Origin of the sequence: Marinomonas shanghaiensis, assembly GCF_003259175.1 — a bacterium.
In the GTDB taxonomy this organism is placed as follows: domain Bacteria; phylum Pseudomonadota; class Gammaproteobacteria; order Pseudomonadales; family Marinomonadaceae; genus Marinomonas; species Marinomonas shanghaiensis.
Genome location: NZ_QGOK01000026.1, coordinates 48,551 through 66,244 on the forward strand (window position 1 = coordinate 48,551; position 17,694 = coordinate 66,244).

Genomic DNA, 17,694 nt, shown 5'->3' on the forward strand with positions numbered 1-17,694 from the left:
TTTTGCTTAGTACTTAAACGGTAATACGTAATTAAGCGACAGCGACATCTTTGTTTTCAGCAACTTTTTGGTTAACGGTCGCTAATAGTGCCTGAATCGACGCGGAAACAATGTCATTGTCAATCGCTACGCCGTTAAAACGATCACCGTCAATGTTTGCTTGAACATAAGCGATGGCTTGAGAATCGCTGCCAACGGTCAAGGCGTGCTCTTGATATTGAATGATATCGACTCGCATGTTGAAGTGCTTGCCTAATGCTTCACTAAAAGCAGACAAGGCGCCATTCCCATTTCCTGTAATTTTCACTTTAGCACTGTTGCTAATCAATTCTGCATTGACGGTATCAACATCGTCCTTGGTAAGATCGTATTTGCCCAATTTATAAGGCGCGCTGCCCGTCATAAAGCTTGTCTCAAACAAGTTTCTCATGGACTCAGCATCGACAACCCCGCCGTCTTTTTCAGCAAAACGTTGTACTACTGGGCTGAATTCAACTTGCAACCATCGAGGCAAAGCCAAGCCATATTCTTGCTCAAGAGTATAAGCCACGCCACCTTTACCTGATTGACTGTTGACGCGAATGACTTCTTGGTAACTGCGACCCACATCACGAGGGTCAATTGGCAAGTAGGCCACGTCCCAAGGTTTATCGTCGGTTTGATTTGCCAAACACTTCTTAATTGCGTCTTGATGAGAGCCAGAGAAGGCGGTGAACACCAATTCGCCTGCGTATGGATGACGCGGGTGAACTTGTAACAAGGTGCAGGCTTGAACCACACTTATGATGCGGTCCATGTCGCCCAACGCCAACTCTGGATCAATTCCTTGGCTGTACATGTTCATCGCCATGGTGACGATGTCCATGTTGCCTGTGCGCTCACCGTTACCAAGCAAGGTGCCTTCGATGCGGTCTGCGCCAGCCATAATGCCTAATTCTGCCGCTGCAACGCCACAACCACGGTCATTGTGTGTGTGCAAGCTAATAAACATGCAGTCGCGATTTTTTACATGGCGACAAAAATATTCAATTTGATCTGCATAACGGTTTGGTGTTGATACTTCAACAGTAGCAGGCAAATTGATGATAATTTTATTGTCTGGGGTGGGTTGCCAAACATCAGCAACAGCATCGACGACTTCAATGGCGTAATCGATTTCCGTGCCCGTAAAACTTTCAGGAGAATACTGGAACACCCATTCTGTTTCGGGGTGCTTTTCAGCATGTTCTTTGACACACTTTGCGCCGTTTACGGCAATTTGCTTGATGCCTTCCATGTCCATACGGAACACTTGTTCACGTTGTGTCGTAGACGTTGAATTATAAACGTGGACAATGGCCTTTTTGGCTCCTTTCAAAGACTCGTAAGTGCGAGCAATTAACTCAGGGCGCGCTTGGGTCAATACTTGGATGTAGACGTCGTCAGGTACTTGATCTTCTTCGATCAACCAACGGACAAAGTCAAAATCTAATTGAGAGGCAGCAGGGAAGCCAACTTCGATCTCTTTAAAGCCTACATCGACTAATAGAGCAAAGAACTGTTTCTTTTGTTCCACTGTCATGGGTTCAACCAATGCCTGGTTGCCATCACGAAGATCAACACTGGACCAAATTGGCGCTTTGGTAATCGTTTTGTCTGGCCAGGTGCGATTGGCGATGGCGACCGGTTTGAATGGCGTGTACTTAGTATGATCAAAAGATGTCATGATCTTTCCCTTCTATCTCTATTGGAGCTGGTAAGCTCTGGTTGTTATTGTCTTCACTTGGTTAAGTGACTCTCTATGGTTTCTATCATAACGAATTTTATTGAGTAAAAGATTGCGTTTTTTATAGATAAAATAAATTAAATGGCATTATATTGCGTAAATTAAATAGAAATGAGTGAATTGGAGCTTAGATAATGCGGTTTGATAAGATTGATCTGAATATTTTGCGAGAATTGCAGCAAGATTCTAGCTTAACGAATCAGGAACTTGCAGATAGAGTTGGGCTGTCAGCCTCTCCTTGTTTACGCCGAGTAAAGGCATTAGAAGACAGTGGTGTGATAGACCGCAGTGTGACGTTATTAAATCAAAATAAGCTGGGATTGAAACTAACGGCCTTTATTCAGATAAGTATGGATCGTCACACGCCAGATCGCTTTGAGGTTTTTGAGTCGACATTAGAGTCCTATCCAGAAGTAAAGTCCTGCAATCTGGTGACAGGGCAATCAGCAGACTATTTGATAGAAGTGGTGGTAGAAGACATGGACCGTTATCAAGAGTTTCTACTGGGCAGGTTAACGCGCATACCTGGCGTGACAGGTGTGCATTCAAGCTTTTTGCTGCGCAGAATCATAAATCGTACCTCATTACCGCTCGATCACTTGCTTTAGCAGGTTATTTCCTTATTTAGTATTGATATTTTTGCTTTTGACCAAATTAATGGGCGTTATACTGACAGTGTAAAAAAGTCCCTAATAGAGAAGTAGTTATGAGCGATTTGACAATTAAACGTCGAGTGATGATTCCCGTCAGGGCGGGCGACGTGATGGCCGAATTCATTTCCTTTAACGGTGATGATTCTGGCAAAGAACATATAGGGATATTTTTTGAAGGTAAGCCATCAGGCGACAGCGAATATGTTCCTCTGGTACGACTTCACTCTGAATGTTTGACGGGCGACGTGTTTGGATCGGGACGTTGTGATTGTGGTGAGCAGTTAGATGAAGCCATTGATCGTATCAATGAAGAGGGTGGCTATATCCTTTATTTGCGTCAAGAGGGCCGAGGTATTGGTTTGTATGCCAAGCTGGAAGCTTATGCTTTACAAGATCAGGGTTATGATACATATCAAGCGAATGAAATGTTGCATTTACCCGATGATGGACGTGATTTTGGCATTGCCGCAAAAATGCTACACGCTCTTGGTGTCACCAAAGTTCGATTGTTGACAAATAACCCAGACAAAGCTCAGCAACTCGTTGAACATGGTATTGACGTTGTTGAACTGGTGCCAACGAAAGTACATGTTAATCAACATAATCGATCTTATCTTGAAACCAAAGCCAAGCGAAAAATGCACACACTCAAGTTTGATCCTGAGTAGGCGTGAAAGATTGAAAATCACATTGACCATAAAAAAGGCGCAAATAAAGCGCCTTTTTTATGACTTAATGGTGGTTTTTTCTGTATTGTTTAATTTATTTTGACAATTTATTGACGAATCCTTTCGTTTGGTAAAAAATGACGTTATAAAGTTTATGCCCAAGATAGATATATCGACCTAATATAGAAGGTACGCTATGAAAAAGATGTTACGCATATTTTGTCTGATTTTACCTTCTACAGTATTTGCTGACGATGCATTGATTGGTGTGTATTGTCTTGAGAACACGAATGGAGCTAGGGTATATCTGAATAATGATCTTATATTTGAATGTGTAGATTTTAAACGTGAACCCATAGTTGTTGCAGAGGGAACTCACACTTTAAAGGCTGTATTGCCGATTAGTGAAGAGCAAGAAAAGGTATTCTCTGCAGTAGTTGATGCAAAAGCAAATCTTCCTACTCGAATTAGAATAAGTCTGCCTATCGCTACGTTAACTGCTTACGGTGTTGAAATGCAAAAGCAGAGAGCTCAAGCAGAGGAACAACGTTTGGCTCAATCTAAAGCACGACAGAAAGAGGCAGATGCTAAGTCTGACCTTCAAAAAGCAGAATCTGGTGATCTAGAAGCAATGAATCGTGTTGCTAAACGTTACACCTCGGGTGACGGTTTAGTACAAGATAATCTACAGGCTACTTTATGGGCTGATCGATATCAGGCTGCCGTTCAGCAAAAAAATAGACAAGCAAAGATTCAGTCTTTACAGCAACAATTAGATGTTAATCCTTATTTTTACTGGTTAAAAAATACACCTGATGCCCTTTCGGAATCTGGTTCTTTGTCGTCTCTTATTATTACTGCATTACCTAGTATTACCCTGTTTGACCTCGTTTCTTCTCCTTCTGTGTATTCCACTAGAAAAAATATTCAAGAACAAATTGACGCATTAGAAACCCATGCAGTGCGTTGGGCTAAACCAGATTCAATGATTGCAAAATCGTTTAAATGATATCATGAATCGCTTTGCTCTTCTTGTCGTGATGCTTGCAATGTTACAAGGATGTGCATATAAAACGGCGGAAAAAAAAGCGGTTTTGGTGAGTGATTGCGAGATTTTCCAGTCTCAATCTTTTATGAAAAAAGTACCTGTGCTTGTCCAATTAGCCGATAGTCATAGGGACTTATGTCATGCATTGCAGCAGTTTTCGTTATCTTCTGGTTTATCTGAGAGCGAGCTTGAATGGCTATCGGCGGATGAACGATTTACTGTGTTGCAAGCTTTGGTATCCAATAGTCATCAGCATCCTGAAAATCATTTTGCGGATTCTCTTTGGCATTATGTTAACGAAGATAATTTTGTGTGTCGTCAACCTGTTTATGCGGCATATTTTGCTGATCGATATGGTGCGCAGCTAAATTATGAATCTTGTCCCAAAATGGTTCCTTTCTATTTGCTCGATACGCATCTAGGTGGCCATTTGGTTCAAATTTCTCCAGACAATGTGCGTGAAATACATGTTACTTTCGCATCTGAAGGCGATTCTTTTGCATCATCTTTTGGTCATGTTTCTATTCGTTTAGTCGTCTGCCCAGATGCCTCTTCAACAATCGATGCGTGTCAAAAAAATCTTTTTAATCATATTTTTCTAGGCTACGTTGCTCGTATAGATGAGTTTTCCATGAATCCTTTAAAAGGTGTGTTTGGTGGCTATGATGCTCATTTAGCGGGCGCGACGTTTATGGAAACATATCGTTCTAATACTCTAGTATCCGATCGTAATGTTTTTTCTTTACCGCTTGTTTTATCCCAATCTCAGGTTGAGCAGATTGTTCGTGAACTGTCTGAGATACATTGGCGTTTTCGTGGTGAATATCGCTTTTTTACCAACAATTGTGCAACGCTTTTGCAAGATATGCTCAATTTAGTGTTCACTCCTGAGGGTTCAACAACGCCGGACTTTACTTTTATGCGTCCAGATCGTTTTTTTAATGCGTTAAAAAATAGCAGCATGGTAAGGGCTGAGGTGCTGAGTTCACTTGATGAAGCTGAATCAAACGGGTATTTTTTTTCAAGTAACGCAAATTATTATCAACAGGCTTTTTTGTCTCTCACCAAAAGTGTCCAAACATACCCATTTCCCTCATTAAACGCATATGCTCGAACACCAGCACCAAATCGTTTATTGGCTTTATTGTCCAATGACGATGTCTATTTTCAATTAACTCAGAACGATAATTTTGTAGAGGCTCAAGTTTTAATAGAAGAAAGGCAGCTGATTAAAACACAATATAATTTAATAAAGACAGTGGCCAAATTAATTGATGAAACGCAATTATTGACTCGCCTTAAAAATGCGATCCAGCTCTTAGATAAACCTGAAGATAGGCGCTTGTTGCAGAGGTGTTATGTATATCCTCTGATGCAGGTAGAGGCCGACATTCCAAGATTTGCAGGAATTCCGTATGGTTTAGAACTTGGTGAGTTTGATAATGATGATAAAGTTGAGTGTCAAAGTTTAGAAGCGCATAAAGTTATGTCTTTAGTTGTGCATAGGTTGTTGCCCAAAAATCACGCATTGTTAAATCAAGTTGCTGTTTTGGAGCAGGAGCTTGAGCAGACTTTTGATAACATTGAAACATTAAAGGAGCTTCTCTAATGAGTCGTTTAGTATGGGTGTTGATTTGTCTGTTTGTCAGTGTGTCGAGTATGCTGAAAGCGGAGTCTAATAACGAAGCAAAGTTAAAAATGTTAGATCAGCTAGAGAAGTTGGAACAACTGGATCAGATGGACTTCGAGGATGCGATTGATAATATTTACCAATGTTCACAAAGGAATGATTTTTTTTGCGCTGATCAACAGATAAATAGAGCAAAGTCATTGCTGTTTGATGAAATAGCTAAACAGCGTTTAGCGGATGCTGTTGGCTATCGTAAGCAGCAAGAAATTTTTTATGGAGAAGAAAAAAAATTAGCAGAACAACGTCAATTAGTTTCAGAATGTTCAAATAGTTGTGCGATACCAGGTGAGTATGAGCGTTGTGTGGCGGGTACGCTGAGACCGTTATACTGCAATGAGCCGAGGCGTGAAGAGCCTGTTTATACGCAGTCTGAATCACCTAGTACTATGCAACTGTTAGGGTCTGCTTTACAGCATTTTAATACGCAATTACAAACTGACATGACTCGCCAACAGGCCGAGCTTCAGCAGCAACTAAAGCTTGCCGAACAGCAAAGGCTCTATCGTGATGAGCAGCAAAAAAAACAGCAACAGCAGCAGCGTGAGCTCCAGCAAAAGCAGCAACAGGCACTTGCTCAACTTCAGCAACAAGAAGAGCGATTGCGTCGTCAGGCTGACATCAAGCGTCAGGAAGAAGTGGCTAGGAAACAACGTGAAGAAGAGCAAAGGCTAGCTCAACAAAAACGTACACAAGAAATTCAGGCACAGCGTCTGCTAAAAGAGCGTGAACAAGCTGAAAAAGTGCGTCAAGAAATGGTCTATTTAAACAGTCTTGCATCTGGTACACGATTAGGTGGTAAAGATTGCTTTGGTGAAAATCATGTATTAGGTAGCTTGCCTAATATCCAGCCTAAGATGGTGTCCTGTGTTGATGTGAAATTTACTATTCAGTGTCCTAGCAGTCCTGTAGTCGAGCACCAAGGGGTGATGAAAAATATGATAGGCACCATAGCGGGCTGTTTTGGAGATACTACAAGAGTTCCCGATACCATAAGTTGCCCTGCCGATAAATTTATTGTGCAAGTCACATCGGCAGAGCGATGTACATTTTAATGCTATGGCGAAAGTTAAGATAAAAAAGGCGCAAATAAAGCGCCTTTTTTATGACTATAGTGCTGAACCAGCTTTATTTTTTACTTGGCGCTGGTTTCTTCTTTTTACTTTTCTTGCTACTAGGTGAGCGTGCTTTGGTTTTAGGTTCTAGACCTTCGATGCGTCCAAATTTGATGTTGGCTTGCATGAATCGTTGAATTTTTTCGATCATAGGCAAGTCATTGATGTCGATTAAGGAAATGCAATCGCCCGGTTCGCCTTCTCGAGAAGCGCGTCCTGCTCGGTGGATATAAGAATCGGCTTTACGTGGTAAGCGAAGGTTAACAACGGTGTTGATTTCGGGTAGGTCGATCCCGCGTGATGCAACATCGGTTGCGACCAAGACTTGCAAGCGGCCACGTTTCATTTGTTTCATGTGCTCACTGCGGTCACCTTGTTTCATTTCACCGTGCAAACCATCACACATTAAGCCCATTTTGCGAATTCGTTGCACCCAAACATCGACATGCTCACGGTTAGATACAAACAGTACTGCTTGTTGAACACGATCTTGGGTGAGCAGATGTTTCAATACGGCTTCTTTGTGCTCTTCGCTGTCAACGCGATACGCGATTTGACGAATTTGGCTAGGAACAGTGCGAGATGACTCACCTAGGCGAATTTGTTGTGTTTCGCTGTTTAGCAATGCGCTGGCAAAACGCCCCATTTTTTCGCCTTCTAATGTGGCGGAAAACATCAGCGTTTGGTGTTCTTGTGGTAATTCTTTGGCAATATGATTGATAGCGCTAACAAACCCCATGTCTAGCATGCGGTCAGCTTCGTCGATAACAAAGTAAGTCACATCGGTGAGATCGAGCCAGCGTTTTTCATCCAACTCGACCAATCGACCTGGTGTGGCCACAAGGATGTCGCATGGTTCGCTTAATTGTTGTTGTTGCATGCCGTAGGGTGTGCCACCAATAATCAGGTGTGACTGGATGCGTGTGTGTTTGGTTAGTTGTTCAACGACATTAAAAATTTGACGTGCAAGCTCTCGGCTTGGGGCCAATATCAGTACCTTTGGTGCTGTGGTGGATTGTTCATCACGGTCAAGAATATGCTGAATAGCTGGTGCGCAGAAGGCAATGGTTTTGCCTGTGCCTGTAGGGGCGGTGGCAAGAAGGTCTGAACCATCTAGAGCAATTGGAATGGCTTGTTCTTGGATCTCTGTTGGGGTTTCGAAGCCAAGATCACTAATGGCTTGTTCTATGGTGGCATCCAAATCTAATTCAGCAAATGACATGTAAACTCTCTGTAGCGGGATAAATGGCAAGACCACTTATGAATTTCATAAATTACTTATGGTTATCATAATAAATATGGGCCTATAGCCACTATAATGGACTGTATTGTTTGTCATGATACCTTGTTTTTTGAGGTTTCGAAATCGAAACCTCAAAAGGTCTGTGGGATAAGTTAGACCCTTTGTGTGGTTTGTTCTAAAATACAAGCAAATATTGATAAGAAGACAGGTTATGTTGTTATCGGATGAGTTAGTCACCACTCAAACCATGAAGTGGGTTAAAGACTTTATTGTGGCGTTAAATGTTTGTCCTTTTGCTAAACGTGAAGTGGAGAAGCAAAGTGTTCGTTGTGTGGTGTTGCGTTCAAAGAAAATGGATGTGGCCTTAGAAGAGCTGATGGCTGAAGTGCAATGGTTAGATGAACATCCAGAGACCGAAACAACGCTGTTGATTTTTCCTACTCTATTTAAAGACTTTCACCGTTACCTAGATTTTGTGGAAACGGCAGAAAATCTCATGTTTGATCAAGGTTGTGAGGGTGTTTATCAGTTAGCGACTTTTCATCCTGATTATTGTTTTTCTGGCGCCGAACCCGATGATGTTTCCAACTATACTAATCGTTCACCTTACCCTATGTTGCACTTGCTGAGGGAGGCGAGTGTGGATAAAGCGATTGAGTTTTTCGGCGATACATCGGAAATACCAAATCGCAATATTGAAAAAATGGAAGAGATTGGGAAGTCTAAGTTAGACGATATATTTGCAACCTGTATGAAAGCAGATAACGACTGATTAGAGATTTAAAATTATCTGTATTGCGCTTGTGAATGAAGTGCGTATAGTGCGAAAAAAATTGCTTGCCGGAGAACTCATGGCTACACAAATTGGGCGTTTAAATACATTAAGAATTGTGAAAGAGAAAGATTTTGGGGTGTATTTAGACGCCGATCAATTAGGCGAAATTTTATTGCCTAAACGTTATGTGCCAAAAGGTGCAACGATTGATGACGACGTGGAAGTGTTCGTCTATTTAGATTCTGATGATAAATTGATTGCTACGACGGATTTTCCCAAAGCTCAGGTTGGTGAATTTGCTGCGTTGACCTCGATAGCGGTAAATCAGGTGGGGGCTTTTTTTGACTGGGGACTACCAAAAGACTTACTTGTGCCTTTTAGTCAACAGAAAACTCGGGTTGAAGAAGGCGAAACGCATCTTCTCTTTATTTATTTGGACAATATTACTAACCGAATTGTAGCAACCACAAAGGTAGATGCTTTACTTAATCGTGAAGCTGCGCCCTATCGAGTGGGTGACAAGGTTTCTATCATCATAGGAGATAAAACGAACATCGGTTTTAAGTGTGTTATCGATAATCGCTTCTGGGGGGTGTTGTTTTTTGAAGATGCTTTCAGGCAGTTGAGAAAAGGCGAAAAAACCACGGGCTTTATTAAGCAAATGCGTGAAGATGGTAAGATTGATCTAAGCTTGCAAGAAGTTGGTTATAAAAAAGTGCGCAACATTCTGGATGACATTTTGGACTATCTGGATGTTCAAGGTGGTGAATCCCCGTTAACCGATAAAGCTTCTCCAGAAGCCATCTATGCGGTCTTTAAAGTGAGTAAAGCCACGTATAAAAAAGCGTTAGGTGCCCTTTATAAAGAGAAAAAAATACTCTTAACCAAAGAAAAAATCACCAAGATTTAATGTAAAAAGGATTACCAAAAGCTGCTAAGCAATGCTTAGCAGCTTTTTTTTGATCTCTTCGCGCTGTTCTGCAAAGGCGACGCCTTCGTACAATAGGCGCTGTACTGGAAGATCAATAGGGCTGTTGTCGAGTAAGAAGCCTGATATAAAACTGTTTTCTGTTTGTCGTTGTAGTCTAACGTCTTCATGCATTGATGAGCGATTTAGACGCGTCAGTTGGGCAATTGTGTTGACTCTATTTTTCAGATTGTCTGATGTTAAGTGCTGGCTTTCTTGAGCATAGCTGAACTGAGGGTGAGTCAAAACACTGGCGAGCTCAGAGAGCGTGGCGCTAATAAGAGGTTTATACTCGTCATTCAAAAGGTCGCCATTGTGTATGTTAAAGATGGCTGTAATGGGATTAATAACGGCATTTACGGCTAATTTCTCTATCATTCTTTGGCGGATATTGGTGACGGTAAGGGATTCAATTGGGAAACTCTTCGCTGGGTCTGATGGTCTCCATTCGCCAAAATAAGTATCTCCTAATCCTGTGTGTTTGATGTGATCAGCTTCTATTTTCAATACGCCTTCACTGGTGATTCCAGCCCAGAGTGTTTGAGTGTCCAATAGGATGCTTTGCAATTCTTCCTGTGCGCCTATGCCGTTGCACAGGCAAGCTATGTGTGCATCTGGTGTGATGCATCTCGCAATTTGAGTAAAAGCATTTTTTAAGTCAAAGGATTTTGTGCAAATGAGAACCTTGTCGTATTGGCCAGTAAGGCTTTCAGCAGTGAAACTCTTGATTTTATGTTTTGAGACGCTGACTTGTTGATGTCCCTCTTCATCGGTCAGCGATTCGAGGGTGATTTTTTTACCTGGGCTCTCGGACCGATACACTAGATGGACTTTATTGCCGAGCTTTTCTAGCTTGCAGGCCCAAAAAAGACCGATAGCGCCAGCGCCGATAACCAACCAAGGCGTGTTCTTCATAATAGGTTTCCATTAGGTGTTTTATTTCAATCCCTGTTATTATCGCCCCAAAATACATTATTGAAAATGCAAAGGAGCAGAAAATGCCATCATTTGACGTAGTATCTGAGCTAAACTGGCACGAGGTCAGTAACGCAGTCGATCAGGCTAACAGAGAAATTACCACTCGTTATGACTTTAAAGGCGTAAAAGCGCACTACGAAATTAAAGACAAAACCAGTGTGGTGATGGAAGCAGAAGCAGAGCCTCAACTTCGCCAGATGTCAGATATTCTAAATCAAAAACTGGTTGGGCGTGGAATTGATTTAAAGAGTTTGGAGAAAGAAGACGTTGTAAAGGGAAATATGCGCGCTTCTCAAGCGATTAAAATGAAAGAAGGTCTCGAGTCTGATGAGGCGAAAAGAATTGTTAAAATGATCAAAGACAGTAAAGCGAAGGTGCAAGCGCAGATACAAGGCGATCAGCTTCGTGTTACGGGTAAAAAGCGTGACGATCTTCAGGAAGTCATGGCGCTATTGCGCAATGCTGACTTAGCGCAACCTGTTCAATTTACGAACTTTAGAGACTAATGATAGAAGGGCGTGCCATGTTTAATGGCCAACGCCCTTATTTTTTAGAGCGCTCATTGACCATTAACTTATTTCCTATAATGACCCAGCCTTCTTTTTCTAGATGGTTTCTCTGTTTCCAATACGCATCGGTGTTTTCGGCAAAGCTAATTTTGTGCTGTGCGTTCACCACTCTAAACCAAGGCAGTTTGCTGTCGTTGGGAAGATTTTTCATTAAGTAGCCAACCTGTCGGGCATAACCCGGAAAGCCTGCTTGTTTTGCCAGTTCGCCATAAGCAATGCATTCCCCTAGGGGGACTTCACTCAGAATGAGGAACACTTGAGATTTAAAGTGCATCATTGCTTGATTTGTCATATTTAGCCCTTAGATAAACAACTACACATTAAACAAAGAAGGTAAATATGAGATTTGCACTTTTGCTTTTCATACTCATACCCGTTATTGAGCTGTCGGTAATGATAAAGGTTGGTAGCCAAATTGGTGCGCTAGCAACGGTAGGGTTGGTTTTTTTAACCGCTATTGTAGGCATCACACTCATTCGTAAGCAAGGTTTGGAGACATCATTAAAAGCGCAAGAAAAAATGCGTCGTGGTGAGCTTCCTGCCTCTGAGGTTGCTGAGGGTGTGATGCTGATTTTTGCAGGCTTATGCTTATTAATGCCGGGTTTTGTGACTGATATTATTGGTGGGTTATTACTTATTCCGCCATTGCGTAAGTTGTTCGCGGCCGGATTGTTAGTGAACTTTGTTGCATCAATGGTGAAAAGAGGCTCTAAATGGGCGCCCTATGGTAACTATGATGCCCAATCTAAGGGAGAAACCATCGACGGTGAGTATTCAAAAGAACCTAAAGACGACAATGAGTTAATAGATAAAAAATAATTTTTTTCTAGGGTTGAAATCGGTTTGTATAGCCGTATATAGAACCATGTTAAAGATTCCTACTATGTATGCAGTAGGGTTATCCAGCCAGGGGAGTCCTGGTATTGTTTTAATTGGAGAAGATGATAAATGAATATTCGTCCTTTGCACGATCGTGTCGTTGTTCGCCGTAAAGAAGAAGAGACAACAACAGCGTCTGGTATCGTATTGCCTGGATCTGCTACAGAAAAGCCTACACAAGGCGAGGTTTTGGCTGTTGGCACTGGTCGTATTCAATCTAACGGTGATGTGCGAGCATTGGCTGTTAGCGTTGGTGACACTGTGTTGTTTGGTCAATACTCTGGTCAAACAGTGAAAATCAATGGTGAAGAGCTACTTATCATGAAAGAAGACGAGATTTACGGCGTTATTGAAGCCTAATCCGTTTTGTAGTTCATATTCGATTTGTAACACTTAAAACAGTTAAGGGTAATAAAAAATGGCAGCTAAAGAAGTTAAGTTTGGTGATAGCGCTCGTCAACAAATGTTGAAAGGCGTAAACATCCTAGCCGATGCAGTGAAAGTAACCTTGGGACCAAAAGGTCGTAATGTTGTTATTGAGAAGTCTTTTGGCTCTCCACTTGTTACAAAAGATGGTGTGACGGTCGCCAAAGAAATTGAACTTGAAAACAAGTTCGAAAACATGGGCGCACAAATGGTTAAAGAAGTGGCATCTCAAGCCAATGATGTGGCTGGTGATGGTACGACTACTGCAACAGTATTAGCGCAAGCACTTGTTACAGAAGGCTTGAAGTCTGTTGCGGCTGGCCGTAACCCAATGGATCTAAAGCGTGGTATTGACAAAGCCGCTGCAGCCGTTGTTAAAGAGCTTGCTACTTTGTCTACACCGTGCACAGATACTCGCGCTATCGAGCAAGTGGGCACTATTTCTGCCAACTCTGATTCTTCTGTAGGTAAAATCATTGCAGAAGCAATGGAACGCGTTGGTAAAGAAGGCGTTATTACGGTTGAAGAAGGTTCTGGCTTTGACGATGAGTTGGCTGTGGTTGAAGGTATGCAGTTTGACCGTGGCTACCTATCTCCTTATTTCATTAACAACCAAGAGACAATGAGTGCGGAACTTGAGAATCCATTCATTCTATTGGTTGATAAAAAAATCACCAATATCCGTGAATTGCTTCCAGTATTGGAAGGTGTTGCGAAAGCATCACGTCCTTTGTTGATCATTGCTGAAGACGTTGAAGGCGAAGCCTTGGCAACGTTGGTTGTTAACAGCATGCGTGGAATCGTGAAAGTTGCTGCGGCAAAAGCGCCTGGTTTCGGTGATCGTCGTAAAGCAATGCTTGAAGATATTGCTGTGCTTTCTGGTGCGACAGTCATTTCTGAAGAAGTGGGTTTGAGTCTTGATACCGCGACTTTAGAACTGCTTGGTACGGCTAAGCGCGTTACTTTGACAAAAGAAAGCACAACCATCGTTGATGGTGCGGGTAATGCTGCGAATATTACAAGTCGCGTTGAACAGATTCGTGCTGAAATTGCGAATTCTTCTTCTGACTATGACAAAGAAAAACTTCAAGAGCGTGTGGCTAAATTAGCTGGTGGCGTTGCAGTTATCAAAATTGGTGCAGCGACTGAAGTAGCAATGAAAGAGAAGAAAGCACGTGTTGATGACGCGCTTCATGCCACTCGTGCAGCGGTTGAAGAAGGTGTTGTTGCGGGCGGTGGTGTTGCCTTGGTTCGCGCATTAACGAAAGTGATTGGCCTTGTTGGTGATAACGAAGATCAAAACGTCGGTATCGCTTTGGCATTGCGTGCGATGGAAGCGCCAATGCGTCAAATCGTAACTAACGCAGGTGATGAAGCCTCTGTAGTTGTTGATAAAGTGAAGCAAGGTGAAGGTAACTACGGTTATAACGCTGCTACTGGTGAGTATGGCGATATGTTGGAAATGGGTATCCTAGATCCAGCTAAAGTAACGCGTTCTGCACTTCAAGCTGCTGCGTCTGTTGCAGGTCTAATGATCACAACCGAAGCTATGATTGCTGATTTGCCAAAAGATGATTCTGGTATGCCTGATATGGGTGGCATGGGCGGAATGGGTGGTATGGGCGGGATGATGTGATGCGACGAGAGTCGCAGAGGTAGCTAGCCTCGCGGGGTTCAACGTCAGTAGATACTAACATGAGTTGGTGTCTACACCCAACCCGCAATAAATAGCGTTTATAAAATCCCGATGTTCGGGCGTTAAACCCCGAGCATCGGACTCTCTAATGAGAGACTAGAAACTCGGGCGTGCGCGCCTAATTATAAAATGCTGCGAAACCACTCGTAGTTTTATCAAAAGATTCCTCATATCAATGAGGGCTCTATTCATAAAGGCAAAATCCGTTATCGGACAATGCTCATTTCATAAAGCATACTGAGGTATATCTGCGTTTTAAGGGATTACTGAGGTAGGCAACATCGTGTGTTTTTATTACCAACGCTAGCTATCGCTTGCGCGTAAGCTGGTATTTTCATTGTCTCACCTGTTTGCAGGTAGTGAGACCTAATGTTCAGCCATTAGTAGCCTAAGGATAGTGCGTCACTGGTAACGGTGGGGTGCGGAGCTTCCTTACAATGTAGTCCCCGAATCGGGTGTATTTTACCGTGAGGTAGATATAGATGTTGTGAACAACACACAACAAAGACACTAGGCTTGTTGGTATGGTTAACGCATGTGAACTGTTGATAAACACCGTCAACCGCAAAGAGCTAAGTGTTGTTATAAGGCTCTAACCAAAATGGTATGTGGTTGGTTGTACTCTTCACATCTGGGTACACGCTGACTTTAAACCACCGGTGGATAGACAGAACCTAAACCAATAGTGTGAAAATGCCGGAACTCGGTAAGCCCGTATCTCTGCCCTCGTGGCAGGCAATCCGTAAGGAGCGCTGTTGGGGATGCGGGTAAAGGAGGATAGAAAAAGCGAATGCTTTGCTGTAATGGCAGGGATAGGGGTTTGAACTTTGCCCCAACTCGAAAGAGTGCAGACTTCTATCTGGTCTTTAATCGTGTGAAAGCCTGTAAAGCTTTCTGTAGTAGAAAGTACGAGTCTTTGACTCAATAAATATGAACACCCACAGGGGAAAGATTTATTCCCCTGTGGGGATAAATCCGCCTCCATCTTGCGGGTGTTCTTCACTAAGGAGGACTGCAAGATTGAGCAATTCATCAAATGAAAAGCCTGCGTCATCCCGCTTTGCTAACTCATGGCATGAGATTGATTGGGAAACCAGTCATCTCAAAGTGAGAGAGCTACAGGTACGGATCGCGAAGGCAGCTAAAGAAAAGCAATGGCGGAAAGTAAAGCAACTCCAGCGAATGTTGGTGCGCTCATATTCCGCTAAAGCGATTGCCATTAAACGTGTCACGGAAAACCGTGGTCGTAAGACTGCGGGAATGGACGGTGAAACGTGGGATACGCCCGCGAGTAAATGGAGTGCCATAGGAAGGATGGAGCGGAAAGGCTATAAGCCAAAACCGTTGCGTCGTGTGTACATTCCCAAGTCCAACGGTAAGCGCCGTCCGCTTGGGATACCGACTATGTTGGATAGAGCAATGCAGGCACTTTATATGCTTGCTCTTGAACCTGTATCGGAAGTGCATGGCGATCCAAATTCTTATGGCTTTCGTCCTCTACGCTCGACAAAAGATGCGATCGAACAATTGTTCGTTAATCTGAGTCGCGGCAATTCTGCCGAATGGGTGTTAGAGGGCGATATAGAAGGGTGCTTTGATAACATCAGTCATGAATGGTTAATCCATAATGTTCCTATGGACAGAGTGGTGCTCCGTAAATGGCTGAAAGCTGGCATCATGGAACAAGGCAAGTACCTTGATACGGAAGCAGGAACCCCGCAAGGTGGAATCATTTCTCCACTGTTAGCGAACTGGGCTCTTGATGGGTTAGAACCGATTTTACGTGAACGATACGGAAAGATTGGCTCGAAGCTCGCCGGACGGTCAAAGGTAAACTATGTGCGTTATGCTGACGACTTTGTAATCACTGGAATTTCGCAAGAGATTCTGGATAAGGAAGTGAGACCTCTAGTTGAAGCCTTTATGGCACAACGCGGGTTAAAGCTTTCAGAGAGCAAAACGGTTATTACGAACGTGCATAGAGGCTTTGATTTCTTGGGTCAGAATCTTAGGAAGTACGGCGAGAAGCTTTTAACGAAGCCATCAAAGAAAAACCTGAGAAATATATTGGCGAAGATTAAGTCCATATTTGATCGAAACAAAATGGCCATTACTGCGAACTTGATTAGACAGCTTAATCCCGTTATTCGGGGCTGGGCTTACTTTCATAAAGCAGGAACGTCAAAGGAAACATTCAAATACTTGGATCATCGAGTTTGGAAAATGCTCTGGCGTTGGTGTTGTCGTCGACATCCCAATAAAGGTAAGCGTTGGATTGTTCGAAAATACTTCACAACCATAGGCAAGAAAAACTGGGTCTTTTATGACTCGGATTTTAAAGAACAAAGCGTGACTTTGTTTTATGCCTCGGATGTGGCGATCAAGCGCCATAAAAAGATCAAAGCACACAAATGCTTTTACGATCTAGAAGATGAACTCTATTTTGAAAGTCGCCTCGACTACAAAATGGAGAACTCAGAGTTTGGACTCAAGAAAGCGTACTCGTTGTGGAAAAGGCAGCAGCGTAGGTGCCCTTGTTGCAACCAACTGATCACGTCGGAAACAGGGTGGAACATTCACCATGTGGTAGAGCGTTATCGTGGTGGAAGCGACAATACGGACAACTTGCAGTTGCTGCATCCTAATTGTCATAGGCAATTGCATCAATTGGGTTAGGTTTGACAAAGATTGATTTGTGGTCGATTATTGATCATGTAGGCTTTACCTACATCTATCAATTCCCTTAATCATGCTGTGAAGCAGTTAAATAGGAGATCCATCATGACAACACATTTGTCTTCTGAGTTGCATTTTTCTAACAAGAAAGTCGAGTTAACTATCGCGAAGCTTATTAATCATATCGATTATGTCCAGTTTCACCTTGGTATAAGGCTTCTCTTTGATAAGATGCCAACTATCTTAACGCCTGAAGAGCTTAAGCAAGTGATTTGCTTCTTCAGGTCTAAAGGTGTTCGCATAGGTGTTATTCACTATGATAGAGCACGGACTAACCTAAGAATTGATTGGTAAGTTCTGCCGGTCTAGCTCGCTAGACTTATAAAGGCTTGAGCCGGATGCGGGGAAACTTGCTTGTCCGGTTCTTAGGGGGCGGCGGTACAGTAATGTACTGCTGCTACCCGGCATCTCACTCTAACCCATTGATAAAAAAGAAAAACCTCGCTATTTAGCGAGGTTTTTTTTTGTTTGCCCAGCGAAGCTGGCAAA

17 protein-coding genes are annotated in these 17,694 nt (G+C 42.7%); 13 read left to right on the plus strand and 4 right to left on the minus strand.

Annotated elements, in window-relative coordinates; translation table 11 throughout:
* Window positions 1–31: 31 nt before the first annotated feature.
* Entirely contained in the window at window positions 32–1,705 is a 1,674-nt protein-coding gene (gene leuA, locus DKT73_RS17785; protein WP_111639861.1) for a 2-isopropylmalate synthase, read from the minus strand.
* Window positions 1,706–1,899: 194 nt separating this feature from the next.
* On the opposite strand from leuA, the gene DKT73_RS17790 reads away from it, so the two are divergent.
* From DKT73_RS17790 to DKT73_RS20090, 5 genes are all read left to right on the plus strand, one after another.
* Window positions 1,900–2,373 (plus strand): Lrp/AsnC family transcriptional regulator, encoded by a 474-nt coding sequence (locus tag DKT73_RS17790; protein WP_111639862.1) that lies wholly within the window; start codon window positions 1,900–1,902, stop codon window positions 2,371–2,373.
* Window positions 2,374–2,471: 98 nt separating this feature from the next.
* Entirely contained in the window at window positions 2,472–3,086 is a 615-nt protein-coding gene (gene ribA / locus DKT73_RS17795; RefSeq protein WP_111639863.1) for a GTP cyclohydrolase II, read from the plus strand.
* A 196-nt stretch (window positions 3,087–3,282) separates the two neighbouring features.
* A complete protein-coding gene (locus DKT73_RS17800; protein WP_111639864.1) occupies window positions 3,283–4,095 on the plus strand; it encodes an SEL1-like repeat protein in 813 nt (270 codons plus the stop codon).
* A gap of 4 nt (window positions 4,096–4,099) precedes the next feature.
* Window positions 4,100–5,743 carry a lipoprotein N-acyltransferase Lnb domain-containing protein gene (locus DKT73_RS17805; RefSeq protein ID WP_198666655.1) on the plus strand — a complete coding sequence of 548 codons (1,644 nt, stop codon included), beginning with the start codon at window positions 4,100–4,102 and terminating at the stop codon, window positions 5,741–5,743.
* On the plus strand, window positions 5,743–6,876 hold the full coding sequence (locus DKT73_RS20090) for a hypothetical protein (protein WP_157959206.1): 1,134 nt from the start codon (window positions 5,743–5,745) through the stop codon (window positions 6,874–6,876). The genes DKT73_RS17805 and DKT73_RS20090 overlap by 1 nt, the downstream gene beginning before the upstream one ends.
* Before the next feature lie 73 nt (window positions 6,877–6,949).
* Here the strand turns inward: DKT73_RS20090 and DKT73_RS17820 are convergent, their stop codons facing one another.
* Window positions 6,950–8,158: a DEAD/DEAH box helicase gene (locus DKT73_RS17820; RefSeq protein ID WP_111639868.1), complete on the minus strand. Its 1,209-nt coding sequence runs from the start codon at window positions 8,156–8,158 to the stop codon at window positions 6,950–6,952.
* A 232-nt stretch (window positions 8,159–8,390) separates the two neighbouring features.
* Between DKT73_RS17820 and DKT73_RS17825 the strand changes: the two genes are divergently transcribed.
* Complete coding sequence (locus DKT73_RS17825) at window positions 8,391–8,951, plus strand: DUF1415 domain-containing protein (protein WP_111639869.1); 561 nt, start codon at window positions 8,391–8,393, stop codon at window positions 8,949–8,951.
* A 79-nt stretch (window positions 8,952–9,030) separates the two neighbouring features.
* Window positions 9,031–9,864 (plus strand): CvfB family protein, encoded by an 834-nt coding sequence (locus DKT73_RS17830; RefSeq protein ID WP_111639880.1) that lies wholly within the window; start codon window positions 9,031–9,033, stop codon window positions 9,862–9,864.
* Between the two features lie 24 nt (window positions 9,865–9,888).
* Here the strand turns inward: DKT73_RS17830 and DKT73_RS17835 are convergent, their stop codons facing one another.
* Window positions 9,889–10,836, minus strand: a complete 948-nt coding sequence (locus DKT73_RS17835; protein WP_111639870.1) for a ketopantoate reductase family protein — start codon at window positions 10,834–10,836, stop codon at window positions 9,889–9,891.
* A gap of 83 nt (window positions 10,837–10,919) precedes the next feature.
* Here DKT73_RS17835 and DKT73_RS17840 point away from each other — a divergent pair, with 83 nt between their 5' ends.
* On the plus strand, window positions 10,920–11,405 hold the full coding sequence (locus DKT73_RS17840) for a YajQ family cyclic di-GMP-binding protein (protein ID WP_111607552.1): 486 nt from the start codon (window positions 10,920–10,922) through the stop codon (window positions 11,403–11,405).
* A gap of 37 nt (window positions 11,406–11,442) precedes the next feature.
* On the opposite strand, the gene DKT73_RS17845 is transcribed toward DKT73_RS17840, so the two are convergent.
* Window positions 11,443–11,760: an MGMT family protein gene (locus DKT73_RS17845; RefSeq protein WP_111639871.1), complete on the minus strand. Its 318-nt coding sequence runs from the start codon at window positions 11,758–11,760 to the stop codon at window positions 11,443–11,445.
* 47 nt (window positions 11,761–11,807) lie between these two features.
* Between DKT73_RS17845 and DKT73_RS17850 the strand changes: the two genes are divergently transcribed.
* The 5 genes from DKT73_RS17850 to DKT73_RS17870 all read left to right on the plus strand — a co-directional run bounded on the left by DKT73_RS17850 (window position 11,808) and on the right by DKT73_RS17870 (window position 17,499).
* On the plus strand, window positions 11,808–12,287 hold the full coding sequence (locus DKT73_RS17850) for an FxsA family protein (RefSeq protein WP_111639872.1): 480 nt from the start codon (window positions 11,808–11,810) through the stop codon (window positions 12,285–12,287).
* A 129-nt stretch (window positions 12,288–12,416) separates the two neighbouring features.
* Entirely contained in the window at window positions 12,417–12,707 is a 291-nt protein-coding gene (locus DKT73_RS17855; protein ID WP_111639873.1) for a co-chaperone GroES, read from the plus strand.
* 58 nt (window positions 12,708–12,765) lie between these two features.
* Window positions 12,766–14,409 (plus strand): chaperonin GroEL, encoded by a 1,644-nt coding sequence (gene groL, locus DKT73_RS17860; RefSeq protein WP_111639874.1) that lies wholly within the window; start codon window positions 12,766–12,768, stop codon window positions 14,407–14,409.
* Window positions 14,410–15,489: 1,080 nt separating this feature from the next.
* Complete coding sequence (ltrA, locus tag DKT73_RS17865) at window positions 15,490–17,145, plus strand: group II intron reverse transcriptase/maturase (protein ID WP_232827922.1); 1,656 nt, start codon at window positions 15,490–15,492, stop codon at window positions 17,143–17,145.
* A gap of 105 nt (window positions 17,146–17,250) precedes the next feature.
* Entirely contained in the window at window positions 17,251–17,499 is a 249-nt protein-coding gene (locus tag DKT73_RS17870) for a hypothetical protein (RefSeq protein WP_111639876.1), read from the plus strand.
* The last annotated feature ends 195 nt before the right edge of the window (window positions 17,500–17,694 follow it).

Excerpts from the sequence above, each read along its gene's own strand:
- leuA (WP_111639861.1), bottom strand. The coding sequence starts at position 1,705 with ATGACATCTTTTGATCATACTAAGTACACGCCATTCAAACCGGTCGCC.
- DKT73_RS17790 (WP_111639862.1), top strand. The coding sequence starts at position 1,900 with ATGCGGTTTGATAAGATTGATCTGAATATTTTGCGAGAATTGCAGCAA.
- ribA (WP_111639863.1), top strand. The coding sequence starts at position 2,472 with ATGAGCGATTTGACAATTAAACGTCGAGTGATGATTCCCGTCAGGGCG.
- DKT73_RS17800 (WP_111639864.1), top strand. The coding sequence starts at position 3,283 with ATGAAAAAGATGTTACGCATATTTTGTCTGATTTTACCTTCTACAGTA.
- DKT73_RS17805 (WP_198666655.1), top strand. The coding sequence starts at position 4,100 with ATGAATCGCTTTGCTCTTCTTGTCGTGATGCTTGCAATGTTACAAGGA.
- DKT73_RS20090 (WP_157959206.1), top strand. The coding sequence starts at position 5,743 with ATGAGTCGTTTAGTATGGGTGTTGATTTGTCTGTTTGTCAGTGTGTCG.
- DKT73_RS17820 (WP_111639868.1), bottom strand. The coding sequence starts at position 8,158 with ATGTCATTTGCTGAATTAGATTTGGATGCCACCATAGAACAAGCCATT.
- DKT73_RS17825 (WP_111639869.1), top strand. The coding sequence starts at position 8,391 with ATGTTGTTATCGGATGAGTTAGTCACCACTCAAACCATGAAGTGGGTT.
- DKT73_RS17830 (WP_111639880.1), top strand. The coding sequence starts at position 9,031 with ATGGCTACACAAATTGGGCGTTTAAATACATTAAGAATTGTGAAAGAG.
- DKT73_RS17835 (WP_111639870.1), bottom strand. The coding sequence starts at position 10,836 with ATGAAGAACACGCCTTGGTTGGTTATCGGCGCTGGCGCTATCGGTCTT.
- DKT73_RS17840 (WP_111607552.1), top strand. The coding sequence starts at position 10,920 with ATGCCATCATTTGACGTAGTATCTGAGCTAAACTGGCACGAGGTCAGT.
- DKT73_RS17845 (WP_111639871.1), bottom strand. The coding sequence starts at position 11,760 with ATGACAAATCAAGCAATGATGCACTTTAAATCTCAAGTGTTCCTCATT.
- DKT73_RS17850 (WP_111639872.1), top strand. The coding sequence starts at position 11,808 with ATGAGATTTGCACTTTTGCTTTTCATACTCATACCCGTTATTGAGCTG.
- DKT73_RS17855 (WP_111639873.1), top strand. The coding sequence starts at position 12,417 with ATGAATATTCGTCCTTTGCACGATCGTGTCGTTGTTCGCCGTAAAGAA.
- groL (WP_111639874.1), top strand. The coding sequence starts at position 12,766 with ATGGCAGCTAAAGAAGTTAAGTTTGGTGATAGCGCTCGTCAACAAATG.
- DKT73_RS17870 (WP_111639876.1), top strand. The coding sequence starts at position 17,251 with ATGACAACACATTTGTCTTCTGAGTTGCATTTTTCTAACAAGAAAGTC.